At 63.1% G+C, this 12,918-nt stretch carries 10 protein-coding genes; 7 read left to right on the plus strand and 3 right to left on the minus strand.

Going from position 1 to position 12,918, the window contains the following annotated elements; translation table 11 throughout:
• Positions 1–52: 52 nt before the first annotated feature.
• The 5 genes from rsmG to FYB76_RS22250 all read left to right on the plus strand — a co-directional run bounded on the left by rsmG (position 53) and on the right by FYB76_RS22250 (position 3,735).
• Complete coding sequence (gene rsmG / locus FYB76_RS22230; RefSeq protein WP_154135090.1) at positions 53–715, plus strand: 16S rRNA (guanine(527)-N(7))-methyltransferase RsmG; 663 nt, start codon at positions 53–55, stop codon at positions 713–715.
• On the plus strand, positions 715–1,266 hold the full coding sequence (locus FYB76_RS22235) for a lipocalin family protein (RefSeq protein WP_154135091.1): 552 nt from the start codon (positions 715–717) through the stop codon (positions 1,264–1,266). Before rsmG ends, FYB76_RS22235 begins: the two co-directional genes overlap by 1 nt.
• Positions 1,267–1,335: 69 nt before the next feature.
• Complete coding sequence (gene leuE / locus FYB76_RS22240; protein WP_154135092.1) at positions 1,336–1,968, plus strand: leucine efflux protein LeuE; 633 nt, start codon at positions 1,336–1,338, stop codon at positions 1,966–1,968.
• Positions 1,969–1,988: 20 nt separating this feature from the next.
• The gene (locus tag FYB76_RS22245; protein WP_088756949.1) at positions 1,989–2,759 is read left to right on the plus strand and encodes a ParA family protein; all 771 of its coding nucleotides are present in this window, start codon (positions 1,989–1,991) and stop codon (positions 2,757–2,759) included.
• 64 nt (positions 2,760–2,823) lie between these two features.
• Positions 2,824–3,735: a ParB/RepB/Spo0J family partition protein gene (locus FYB76_RS22250; protein WP_034335237.1), complete on the plus strand. Its 912-nt coding sequence runs from the start codon at positions 2,824–2,826 to the stop codon at positions 3,733–3,735.
• 88 nt (positions 3,736–3,823) lie between these two features.
• Here FYB76_RS22250 and FYB76_RS22255 read toward each other — a convergent pair whose 3' ends face one another.
• Entirely contained in the window at positions 3,824–5,380 is a 1,557-nt protein-coding gene (locus FYB76_RS22255) for a glucan biosynthesis protein G (RefSeq protein ID WP_154135125.1), read from the minus strand.
• Positions 5,381–5,639: 259 nt separating this feature from the next.
• Here FYB76_RS22255 and bglX point away from each other — a divergent pair, with 259 nt between their 5' ends.
• Entirely contained in the window at positions 5,640–7,994 is a 2,355-nt protein-coding gene (gene bglX / locus FYB76_RS22260; protein WP_284078962.1) for a beta-glucosidase BglX, read from the plus strand.
• A 110-nt stretch (positions 7,995–8,104) separates the two neighbouring features.
• Here the strand turns inward: bglX and FYB76_RS22265 are convergent, their stop codons facing one another.
• Positions 8,105–9,961, minus strand: a complete 1,857-nt coding sequence (locus tag FYB76_RS22265) for an ABC transporter ATP-binding protein (RefSeq protein WP_154135093.1) — start codon at positions 9,959–9,961, stop codon at positions 8,105–8,107.
• 370 nt (positions 9,962–10,331) lie between these two features.
• On the opposite strand from FYB76_RS22265, the gene FYB76_RS22270 reads away from it, so the two are divergent.
• Entirely contained in the window at positions 10,332–10,988 is a 657-nt protein-coding gene (locus tag FYB76_RS22270; protein ID WP_154135094.1) for an HD domain-containing protein, read from the plus strand.
• Positions 10,989–11,054: 66 nt separating this feature from the next.
• On the opposite strand, the gene FYB76_RS22275 is transcribed toward FYB76_RS22270, so the two are convergent.
• Positions 11,055–12,752, minus strand: coding sequence for a methyl-accepting chemotaxis protein (locus FYB76_RS22275; RefSeq protein WP_154135095.1), 1,698 nt, complete (start codon positions 12,750–12,752; stop codon positions 11,055–11,057).
• Positions 12,753–12,918: the final 166 nt, after the last annotated feature.

The following is a 12,918-nucleotide window of genomic DNA, read 5'->3' on the forward strand; positions in this document are numbered from 1 at the left end:
AGAAAAATACCGGACCCCAGTCCCGAACCAGATCAATACCAAGGCATCACGGATGAGCAACACTGCAGACCTGAACAATCTGACCCGCACCCTGGAGGAAGGCGCCAAGTCCATGGGCCTGGCGCTGTCCGCTGCCCAGATCGACAAGCTGATGGCCTACCAGGCCCTGCTGGCCAAGTGGAACAAGGTCTACAACCTGACCGCCTTGCGCGATCCGGCGCAGATGGTGACGCACCACCTGCTCGATTCGCTCTCGGCGGTGTCGGCCTTCGCCGGTGCCCAGCGTGTGCTGGATGTGGGTGCCGGTGGCGGCCTGCCGGGCATTGTGCTGGCCATCTGGGCCGCCGAGGCGCAGCCGCAGATGCAGATTACCCTGGTCGATACGGTCTCCAAGAAAACCGCCTTCCTCAATCAGGTGAAGGCCCAATTGCACCTGGGCAATGTCTCGGTGCTGCATGCGCGGGTCGAGCAGTTGCCTGTCGAGCAACAATACGATGTCATCACCTCGCGTGCTTTTGCGGAACTGAAGGACTTCGTCACATGGTCGAACCACCTCCTGCAACAAGGTGGCAAGTACATCGCCCTCAAGGGCGTGCTGCCGCAGGAGGAAATCGACCGGTTGCCGGCGGGGTGGAAGGTGCAGCAAGTGCAGCCCCTGCAGGTACCGGGCCTGGATGCCGAACGGCATCTCATCTTCATGGAAACAACGACCTGATGAACAAACTGAAACTGGCCCTGGTGGCCACCATGGTCTCGATGGCAGCCTATGGCGGCCTGGGCATGGCTTCGGCCAGCGCCCAGGAGGTCAAGACGGTGCCCTCGGTGGACCTGAAGCGTTACGCCGGCAAGTGGTACGAAATCGCCAAGATTCCCAACAGCTTCCAAAAAAAATGCATTTCCAGCACCAGCGCTGAATATTCCGCGCGCGATGATGGCATGATCGATGTCGTCAACCGCTGCAAGACGGCCGACGGCATGGATGAAGCCAAGGGCGTGGCGCGGGTGGTCCCGCGCAGCAACAACAGCAAGCTGGAAGTGCGCTTTGCGCCGGCCTGGCTGTCGTGGGTACCGATGGTGTGGGGCGACTACTGGATCATGGACCTGGACGATCAATACACCCTGGCCACCGTGGGCAGCCCCTCGCGCGAATACCTGTGGATCCTCTCGCGCACGCCCACCATCAGTGACGAGCAATACGAGAACGCACTCAACAACGCCACCAAGCAAGGTTTCGATACCGCGCGGGTGGTCAAGAGCAAGCCGTAACACGGTACCTCACATCAGGCCAGCGGCCCGGGCAGCAACCCGGGCCGCTCACATTCAAGGAGACCCACCATGCAGGCGATCTTTCACACCCTCGGCATCACCGACATCTGGCAACTGATTGCGGCCACCATGGTGTTCCTGCTCCTGCCTGGTCCCGGTACCTTCTGTGTGCTCACCTGCGCGGCCAAGGGCGGCTTGCGCGGCGGCTTCATGGCGCAGGCGGGTCTCATGCTGGGCGACATCGTACTGATGTTCATGGCCGCGGCCGGCGTGGCTGCCTTGCTGCATGCCAATCCCTTGCTGTTCCAAGGTCTGCAATACCTGGGCGCGGCCTATCTGGCCTACCTGGGCGGACGTCTCCTGTTTGCAAGAGGCGAGGGCGGTGGTACAGTCGTACCCTTTTCCAATGCCGCTGACTTCCGGCGCGGCTTTTTGGTCACCTTGTTCAACCCGAAAGCCATCGTGTTCTACATGGCCTTCTTCCCGCTGTTCCTGGATCCGGCCACGCAGCAAGGCGCGCTGACCTTCTTCACGATGGGCGCAGTCATCAGCAGCTGCACCCTCCTGTATGGCAGTTTCCTGGTCATCGTCGGCAATGCCGCCGCCCGCCGCATGGCCCGCAATCGCACCATCGCCAAGCTGGCGTCACGGGCAGCCGGCGTATTCCTGATCGGTTTCGGCATCAAGTTGACTACGCAATAACGCACTTATAAGAACGAACTATGGCAAAAATATTTTGTGTCGCCAACCAGAAAGGTGGCGTAGGCAAGACCACTACCGCAGTCAATCTCGCGGCTGGACTGGCACAACTGAACCAGCGCGTGCTGCTGGCCGACCTCGACCCGCAGGGCAATGCCACCATGGGGGCCGGGATCAACAAGGCGACGCTGGAAGCCTCGATCTATGAAGTGCTGCTGGGCATGTCCGACATCCGCGCCGTGCGCAAGCGTTCGGAGGCCGGTGGCTTCGACGTGCTGCCCGCCAACCGCGAGCTGGCGGGTGCCGAAGTGGAAATGGTGGAACTGGAACAGCGTGAAGCGCGCCTGAAGATCGCCTTCGCCGCCGTCGCCGAGGACTATGACTTCATCCTCATCGACTGCCCGCCCGCGCTGTCCATGCTGACCTTGAACGGCCTGTGCTCGGCGCATGGCGTCATCATCCCGATGCAGTGCGAGTACTACGCATTGGAAGGCCTGTCGGACCTGGTCAACACCATCAAGAAGGTGCATGCCAAGCTGAACCCGGAGCTGAAGGTCATTGGCCTCTTGCGCGTGATGTTCGATCCGCGCATGACGCTCTCGCAGCAGGTCTCGGACCAGCTGGAACAGCACTTCGGCGACAAGGTCTTCAAGACCGTCATCCCGCGCAATGTGCGACTGGCCGAAGCGCCGTCGTATGGTCTGCCCGGTGTGACCTTCGATCCTTCGTCCAAGGGCGCACAGGCTTACATCGCATTCGGCGCAGAAATGGTCGAGCGCATCAAGACGCTGTAATTCGCGCAGTCATTCGCGCTGTAACCCGCATCGTCATCACGCATCGTTTTCATCAGGCAATCGCATGGCAACTCTACCGAAAAAATCCAAGGGGCTGGGACGCGGACTGGACGCGCTTCTCGGCGGCTCCTCCGACATCACCGAAGAAGCCCAGGCGCAAGCCGCGCAGGGCTTGCCCACGGTAATGGCCGTGACCGAACTGCAGGCCGGCAAGTACCAGCCGCGTACCCGCATGGATGAAGGGGCGCTCAATGAACTGGCGGCCTCGATCAAGGAACAGGGTTTGCTGCAGCCCATCCTGATCCGCGCCATCGGCCAGAAGAACGGGAAGGATACCTACGAGATCATCGCCGGCGAACGCCGCTTCCGCGCCGCCAAGATCGCCGGCCTGACCGAGGTGCCGGTGCTGGTCAAGAACGTGGACGACCAGACCACGGCCGCCATGGCCCTGATCGAAAACATGCAGCGCGAGGACTTGAATCCCCTGGAAGAAGCCCAGGGCATCCATCGCCTCATCACCGATTTCGCCTTCACCCACGAGCAGGCAGCCCTGGCCGTGGGACGTTCGCGTAGCGCCGTCTCCAACCTGCTGCGCCTGTTGAACCTGGCCAAGCCGGTGCAGACCATGCTCATGGCCGGCGACATCGACATGGGCCATGCCCGTGCGCTGCTGGCCGTCGATTCGGCGACCCAGATCCAGCTGGCCAACCAGATCGTGGCCAAGCGCATGTCGGTGCGCGATGCCGAGAAACTGGTCACCCGCGCCAGCGCCGAGCAGGCTGCCAAGCCGCGCGAAGCCAAGGACAAGTCGCGCGATATCGCACGCCTGGAAGAAGAACTCTCGGACCTGCTGGCTACCCAGGTCAGCATCAAGACCGGTGCCCGCAACAAGGGACAGCTCATCATCAACTTCAATGACCTCGATGCGCTCGATGGCGTCATCGCGCGCCTGCGCGGGGAGTCGGTGGAGAGCTGATCGCGTCATCTTTACGCATCAAAGAAAAAGGGGCTGCTCCATTCGGAACAGCCCCTTTTTTTATTGATATAAATAATTTACGGCGACATCAGAAAGTCCGCTGCACATCCGAACGCGGCGGCAGCTGATAGCTCCAGGTCTCGGTCAGCGGCTTGCCATTGGCGGTCAGCGCTGCGCGCAATTCCACCGCCTGGGCCACGTTGCGAATCTTCACCCGCAGCGTCAGGCGCCAACCGTTGATGGCCGGATTGGGCTGCAGCTGGGCATCGATCAGTTCGCCATTGTTGGAAACGCTCACCTGCGGCTGTACCGCCGTCCCGGCGGGCAGCGAGCCCAGCGGGCCACCGGTGAAGTCCACCAGCAGGGCGGTGGTACCGTCGAAGGCGCGGATCAGGTTGGCTTGCGTGAGCTCACCATCGGTATGGAAGGTCTGCTTGACCCAGCCGACTTCATTGTTGAGGATGGCGGGCTCATCCATGGTCCAGTGGATGCGGTAGTCATAGGCCAGCGGCGTGCCGCGTGCCGGCTGTTGCGCAGGCACCCAGTAGGCCACGATGTTGTCGTTGGTCTCATCGGCCGTGGGGATTTCGACCAGCTGCACGGCTCCCTTGCCCCAGTCGCCCTTGGGCTCGATCCAGGCCGAGGGACGCAGGTCGTAGCGGTCCTTGAGGTCTTCATAGGAAGAGAATTCACGGCCGCGCTGCAGCAGGCCAAAGCCGCGCGGATTGGTGACCTCGAAGGAACTCACCTCCACGTTCTGCGGATCGTTCAGCGGACGCCACAGCCACTCGCCATTGCCCGTATGGATCGCCAGCCCGTTGGAATCATGAATGGCCGGACGGAAGTTGCGGCGCGAGGATTGCTGGTTCGGTCCGAACAGGAACATGCTGGTCAGCGGCGCAATGCCCAGGCGGCCGACATCAGCGCGCAGGAACACGCGGGCCTGCACATCGAGCAGGGCATCCTTGCCGGGCGTGAGCGTGAACTTGTAGGCGCCTGTTGCGCGCGGCGAATCCAGCAGCGCGTAGAAGGTCAGCTGCTTTTCGCCCGGGGCCGGACGCTGGATCCAGAACTCGGTGAAGTTCGGGAATTCCTCGCCGCTCATCATGGCCGTATCGATGGCCAGCCCGCGCGCCGAGAGTCCGTACACCTGTCCCTTGCCGATCACGCGGAAGTAGCTCGCGCCCAGCACGCTCATGACTTCATCTTCCTTGTCATCGCGGTTGAGCGGATAGACCACGCGGAAGCCCGCATAGCCCAGGTGCGCCGTGCTGTCCTTGGCCAGCGCCAGGTCACCGAAGTTGAAGCGGTCGGTGCTGTAGCCCACATCCTGCACGCGGCCATCGATGATCTCGTGGATGGCTACGGGGGCATTGAATTGCATGCCCTGGTGATAGAAGGCCAGCTTGAAGGGCGTCTTCTGGTCGCGCCATTCGAACTTCTCGCTCTTGGGCTGGATCTTCATGTAATCGGCGAACTGCATCGCCGCGAAGGTCGGCGAGAGATTGCTCACCGGTTTCTGGTAGGGTTTGGCGGCCATTTCCCTGGCGCGCGCCACGGCCTGGTTGAGGTCGAAACTCTGCGCGCTTTGTGCCTGTGCGGAAGCCGCCAGCAGGGTCGCCGAGAGCACCAGTCCCTGCAGCAGGGGCCATTTCAATCCATGTCTGATCAATGCATTTCTCCACGAAGAAACGGCGCGCAGGCATGAGAACCTTCGACGCCGCCATGCGCCTGCGTGTCCCGCAGGCATCAAAACAGAATAATATAGCGAACCGTCCGGCTGGCTAAGCATCAAACAATGCAAGCAATAATTGCTCCCGCCGCCCCGGCTGCTGTCCCGCTTGTGCAGGTCACAGAGTAGAGGGCAGACCGCCGCCAAAGTTTAAAAAAGAGAGAGGAAACCCGTGCCCCACCAGCTTACCAAGCGGCAAGCCGCGCCCGCGCGCCGTCCGCGCCTGGCTCTTGCCATGACGCTGTGCGCGCTGGCCTGCAGCGCCGTGCTCACCGGCCCGGCTGCCCATGCGCAAGCCAATCCCGCCTTGCTCGGAGACAAGACTGCCTTCATCGATGACCTGCTGCGCCAGATGACGCTGGAAGAAAAGATCGGGCAGTTGCGCCTGATCAGCATCGGCCCCGAAATGCCCGCCAAGAAACTGGCTGAGGAACTGGCCGCCGGCCGCGTCGGGGGCACCTTCAATTCCGTGACCCGTCCCGAGAATCGCCCGTTGCAGGACGGCGCCATGCGCTCGCGGCTGAAGATCCCGATGTTCTTCGCCTATGACGTCATCCACGGCCACCGCACCACCTTCCCCATCGGCTTGGGACTGGCCTCCAGCTGGGACATGGAGACCGTTGCGCGCGCCATGCGCATCTCCGCCGAGGAAGCTGCGGCCGACAGCATCGACATGACCTTTGCACCCATGGTCGACATCAGCCGTGATCCGCGCTGGGGCCGCACGTCTGAAGGCTTTGGTGAAGATCCTTACCTGGTCTCGCGCATTGCCGAGGTCTCGGTACGCGCCCTGCAGGGCGACACCAAGCCCATTGCCGCCAACCGCGTGATGGCCAGCGTGAAGCATTTTGCGCTGTACGGTGCGGTCGAAGGCGGGCGCGACTACAACGTCGTCAACATGGATCCGCAGCGCATGTACAACGATTACCTGCCGCCGTATCGCGCCGCTATCGATGCTGGCGCAGGGGCGGTCATGGTGGCGCTCAATTCCATCAACGGTGCACCGGCCACCTCCAACACCTGGCTGCTGCAGGACCTGTTGCGCCGCGATTGGGGCTTCAAGGGCCTGACCGTGTCTGACCACGGTGCCATCACCGAACTGGTCAATCATGGCGTGGCGCAGAACGATGCCGAAGCCGCGCGCCTGTCCATGAAAGCCGGTACCGACATGAGCATGGCCGACCAGGTCTACATCAAGCAATTGCCGGAGCTGGTGCGCTCGGGCAAGGTCTCTCAGCAGGAACTCGACAACGCCGTGCGCGACATCCTCGGGGCCAAGTATGACCTGGGCCTGTTCAAGGATCCGTATGTGCGCATTGGCCGTGCGGCCGATGATCCGGCCGACGTCTATGCCGATAGCCGCCTGCATCGCCGCGATGCGCGCGAAGTGGCGCAGCAGTCCATGGTGCTGCTGGAGAATCGCAATGCCGCGCTGCCGCTGAAGAAGAATGCGCGCATCGCACTGGTCGGACCGCTGGCCGATTCGCACATCGACATGCTGGGCAGCTGGTCCGCTGCGGGCAAGGACAAGCAGACCATCACCTTACGCCAGGGTTTGCAGGCGGCCATGGGCGGGCAGGGCAAGCTGGTCTACGCACGCGGTGCCAACATCACCGAAGACAAGCACATCGTCGACTACCTCAACTTCCTGAACTGGGATGATCCGGAAGTGGTGCAGGACAAGCGCAGCCCCAAGGCCATGATCGATGAAGCCGTGAAGGCGGCGCGCAATGCGGAGGTGATCGTGGCCGCCGTAGGCGAATCGCGCGGCATGTCGCACGAATCCTCCAGCCGCACCTCGCTATCGCTGCCGCAGAGCCAGCTTGATCTGCTCAAGGCGCTCAAGGCCACCGGCAAGCCGCTGGTGCTGGTGCTGATGAATGGCCGTCCGCTGGACCTGAACTGGGCGCGCGAGAATGCCTCGGCCATCCTGGAAACCTGGTACACCGGCACCGAGGGCGGCAATGCGATTGCCGATCTTCTCTTCGGCGACGTCAATCCGTCCGGCAAGCTGCCCATCACCTTCCCGCGTTCGGTCGGGCAGATCCCGAGCTACTACAACCATCCGCGCGTGGGCCGTCCCTTTACCGAGGGCAAGCCGGGCAACTATACCTCGCAGTACTTCGATGAGCCCAATGGCCCGCTGTATCCGTTCGGATACGGTCTGAGCTACACCGAGTTCAAGCTCTCGGAGGTGCGCCTGTCGCAGCCGAGCATGACGGCTGATGGCAAGGTGCAGGCCAGCGTGACGGTGAAGAACACGGGCCGTCGCGCGGGTGCTACGGTGGTGCAGTTGTACATCCGTGATGTGGCCGCATCCGTGGTGCGCCCGGTCAAGGAGTTGAAGGATTTCCGCAAGGTGATGCTGCAGCCGGGTGAAGAGAAAGAGGTGCAATTCAGCATCGATCGCAAGGCGCTGTCCTTCTACAACGCCAAGCTGGACTACGTGGCCGAGCCGGGTGAATTCCAGGTGCAGATCGGACTGGATTCCAAGGATGTGAAGACGGCTTCGTTCAATCTGCAATAAAGCCGTGCAGGAAAGAAAAATGGGCGCACTCGACAGTGCGCCCATTTTTTTTGCAGCCGCCATCAATGATTTAAATCATTTATAACGATTGGATGTTTGACGATCCGGGGTCACGCCATCTCGGCGGCATCCTCTTCCTCTTCACCGAGGAAGCCGCCACTCTGATGCGACCACAAGCGCGCATACAAGCCATTGGCCGCCAGCAGTTCAGCGTGCGACCCTTGCTCGACGATACGGCCCTGGTCCAGCACGATGAGCCTGTCCATGGCCGCAATGGTGGAGAGGCGGTGCGCAATGGCCACCACGGTCTTGCCTTCCATGAGCTTGTAGAGCGAGGTCTGGATGGCCGCTTCCACTTCCGAATCGAGTGCACTGGTGGCTTCGTCCAGCAGCAGGATGGGGGCATCCTTCAACATCACGCGGGCAATCGCGATGCGCTGGCGCTGGCCACCGGAGAGCTTCACGCCGCGTTCGCCCACGTGCGCGTCGTAACCGGTACGGCCCTTGGCATCGGCCAGGGTGCCGATGAAGTCATGCGCCTCGGCCCGCTCAGCGGCGTGGATCATCTCGGCATCGCTGGCATCGGGACGGCCATAGGTGATGTTCTCCCGCACCGAACGATGCAGCAGCGAGGTGTCCTGCGTGACCATGCCGATCTGCGCGCGCAGGCTGTCCTGGGTGACATGGGCGATGTCCTGGCCATCGATGGTGATGCGGCCGCCCTCGATATCGTAGAAGCGCAGCAGCAGGTTGACGATGGTCGACTTACCCGCGCCGGAGCGGCCTACCAAGCCGATCTTCTCACCGGGGCGGATCACCAGGTCCAGCTTGTCCACCACCGGGCGCGGGGCCGAGCCGCCATAGCTGAAGCTGACCCCTTCAAAGCGCAGTTCGCCCTGGCTGACCTTGATCGGTTTGGCGTCCGGCGCATCCTTGACCTCGTGCGCACGCGCGAGCGTATTGATGCCATCCTGCACCGTGCCTACGTGTTCGAACAGCGACGACATTTCCCACATCACCCAATGCGCGATGCCGTTCAGGCGCAGCGCCATGGCGGTACTGGCTGCCACCGCACCGACACCGACCTTGCCCTGGGTCCAGAGATACAGCGAGACCCCGGTGGCGCCGATGATGAGCACCATGTTCAGGATGTGATTGACCACCTCGAAGCCCGACACCAGACGCATCTGGCGATTGACCGTGGTCAGGAATTCGCGCATGGCGCTGCGGGCGTAATCGGCTTCGCGCCCGGCATGCGAGAACAGCTTCACGGTGGCGATGTTGGTATAGGCATCGGTGATGCGCCCGGTCATCAGCGAGCGCGCATCAGCCTGGTTGCGCGCCACGGCCGACAGGCGCGGCACGAAGTAGCGCAGCGCCACCGCAAAGGCGGCCAGCCAGACGAAGAAGGGGGCCAGCATCCACATGTCGAAGCTGCCGACCACACCGATCAAGGTGGCGAAGTAGATGGCGATGAAGACCAGGATGTCGCCCACGATCATGCAGAAGTCGCGTACCGCCAGCGCACTTTGCATGACCTTGGTGGCCACCCGTCCGGCGAACTCGTTCTGGTAGAAGCTCATGCTCTGGCTCAACATGAGGCGATGGAAATTCCAGCGCAGCAGCATGGGGAAATTGCCCGCCAGGGTCTGGTGCTTGTACATGGTCTGCAGCGCGATCAGTAGCGGACTGGCCGCCAGGATCACCACCAGCCACACCAGGGTATGGCCTTCCTGTGCCCACAGCTGCGCCGGCTCGATCTTGGCCAGCCAGTCGACGATGCGGCCGAGCGCAGCAAAGAGCAGCGCCTCGAAGACACCGATGATGGCCGTCATCAGGGTCATGGCGGCGATATAGGGACGCACGCCCTTGGTACAGAACCAGATGAAGCGCATGAAGCCGCGCGGCGGCGGCAGCGGCTGCGACTCGGGGTAGGGGTGGACCAGTTTTTCAAACCAGCTGAACATCAGGGAACTCCAAAAATCGGATCAGGGCCGACGGCGGTGCGCCAGGCAGGCTGCCAGCGAGGCAGCCACCAGCGTAGCGGCGCGGTCGGGCGTTGTTACTGTGGCGTACCGGAAGGGAATGTTGCGCGTGCGGTATGCCGTTCATGCGCGGCGGGCAGATCGCTGCGGCAGCAGGGCCGCTATCGTGATCCCGGGGCAGGCCGCGAAATTGATGGAAGCCGCATCATCTCACATGCGAACGGCTTGCGTGTAGCAGAGCCATGGGAAAACACTTGTCGGAAAATCGGAATGGTGAACCACGCCGCGTTTTCCGGCCCCTGCGATTGATCTGCGATACTGATGAATTGTCACCCATGTATCTGTTTGAATCATGAATCTTTCCCAGGTTGCCGCCACCTTCCGCCCCTTCGACACGCTGGCCGCGCAATTGTTGCCGCAGGTGGAGGATGACGCCGGCGATGGCTCGCACGATCTCTCGCATCTCTTGCGCGTATGGAACAACGCCCGCCGCCTGCAGGCCGAGGAGGGCGGCGACCTGCGCATTCTGCTGGCGGCCGTCATCCTGCACGATTGCGTCCGGGTGGAAAAGAATTCGCCGCTGCGCAGCCAGGCTTCCACGCTGTCCGCCCAACGCGCACAGGAGATCCTGCTGTCACGGGGATGGACGCAGGAGGACGCGCAGCGCGTGGCCCATGCCGTGCAGGCCCACAGCTATTCGGCGCAGGTCACGCCGCTGACGCTGGAGGCGAAGATCGTGCAGGATGCCGACCGGCTGGACGCCATCGGCGCCATCGGCGTGGCGCGCTGTTTCTATGTGGCGGGGAGAATGGGATCGAGCCTCTACGAAGCACTCGATCCGCAGGCGCAGCAACGGCCGCTGCAGGATACGCGCTATGCGCTGGATCATTTCCCGGCCAAGCTGTTCCGCCTGCAGGACGGGTTCCAGACGGCGGCCGGTGCAGCCATGGCGCAGGCGCGCCAGGAGAGGATGCGGGGGTTTGTGGAGCAGTTCCTGGACGAGCTCTGATCTCTCGCCCCGGTGCGGCCGGCCTGCTTGCGCCGTGAGGCGAAACAGGCCAGCTGCAGCGTTGGATCACGCCGCCTTGCGCACCACTTCCAGCTTGGGTACCACGCGCAGCGGGAGCTGCACGGTGTTGAGCGCAGGCGCGGGTTCAGCGGCCACTGCCAGGCCTGCTGCATCGGGCGCTTCCAGCTGGAACACACCGACTGCCCGCGTCAGGCTCACGGCCTGCTCCTGCAGCGTGGCCACGGCGGCGGTGGCTTCTTCCACCAGTGCCGCATTGTGCTGGGTCACCTGATCCATCAGCGCGATGGCCTTGTTGACTTCCTCGATGCCCAGGCTCTGTTCGTGGCTGGCCGCGGAGATTTCGCCCATCACGTCGGTGACCTGCTGCACGCTGGCCACGATCTGCTCCATGGTCTCGCCGGCGCGCTCCACCAGGCGGGTACCGGTTTCCACATTGCTGACCGAGGCATCGATCAACTGCTTGACCTCCTTGGCGGCGGCGGCGCTGCGCTGGGCCAGGTTGCGCACTTCGGTGGCCACCACGGCAAAGCCGCGTCCCTGTTCGCCGGCACGAGCGGCTTCCACGGCCGCGTTCAGGGCCAGGATGTTGGTCTGGAAGGCGATACCGTCGATCACGCCGATGATGTCGACGATCTTGCGCGAGGAGGTATTGATGGCCGCCATGGTATCGACCACTTCCTCGACGATGGCGCCGCCCTGCTTGGCGATGTCGGATGCATTGCGCGCCAGCTGGTTGGCTTCGCGGGCATGGCCGTCGTTCTGCTTGACGGTGGCGGTGAGCTGCTCCATGGCCGAGGCGGTTTCTTCCAGCGAGGCGGCCTGGTCTTCGGTGCGCGCCGAGAGGTCGCTGTTGCCAGCGGCAATCTGGGCGCTGATGGTGGCCACGCCCGTGGCGGCATCGCGTACATCGGTGACGGTATTGCGCAGGTTGCCGCTCATCTCCGAGAGTGCGGCCATGATGCTCTGGCGCTTGCCGCCATCGCCACGGGTTGCGGCAGCGGCGTGATACAACTCGCCGCGATCCACCGCCAGCGCCAGCTGCTTGACTTCATCGGGCTCGGCCCCGAGTGCGCCACGGATGCTGCGCGTGATCAGGGTGGCCAGTACCGCGCCGGCCACCAGCGCCGCACCCAGCAGCACCAGCATGAAGGCCTGGAAGCCGTGGGCCGTGCTGCGGGCCTTGGCGGATTCGGCCTGGCTCATGCTTTCTTCCAGGTCGATGAAGTGGTTGATGGCCGCCAGCCATTCGACGAAGGCCGGTTTCACCTGGGTCAGCACCAGCTGGCGCGCCCCTTCGGCATCGCCGGCATTGCGCAGCGCGATGGCCTTGGCGGCCAGCGGCATGGCGCGGGCTTCGATGGCCTTGATGCGCTCCAGGCCGGCACGTTCATCGGCACTGACCTTCATGGTGGAAAAGGCGGCATCGAGGGGCCGGGCCGATTGCTGGTAGTCGGCATCGAGCTTGTTGATCAGGGCGACCACGTCCTTGACCTCGGCCTCGCCCACCAGGGTGAGGTCACGCAGGGCAATGGCGCGGTCGTGCACGCTGCCGCGGAAATTGATGGCGTAGCGCTGCTTGACGCTGTTGTCTTCGCTCACGGTGGCCAGGCTGCCTTCGATGGCGTTGACCTTGGAGATGCTGGCCACCGTCAGCACCAGCATCATGGCCAGCACCAGCGCAAAGCTCAGTGCCAGTTGGGCCGCTACGCTGAGCGAACGGCGCTTGGGGGATAGGGCTTGCATGGGATTCTCCGGAAAATATAAGCCGATGCTCTGGCGGTGCGTTGCAAGGATGGGTGGCGCTGACGGGGCCGGACACGGAACCGGACCTGGTGCGTCGGATTATTGCGGTCTGCCCGGCCGGCGCCAATGACACAAAAGTATTAGCCGGCCACCCCGGCGATGGCAT

It is taken from the genome of Herbaspirillum sp. CAH-3 (assembly GCF_009668275.1).
Taxonomy (GTDB): domain Bacteria; phylum Pseudomonadota; class Gammaproteobacteria; order Burkholderiales; family Burkholderiaceae_D; genus Herbaspirillum; species Herbaspirillum aquaticum.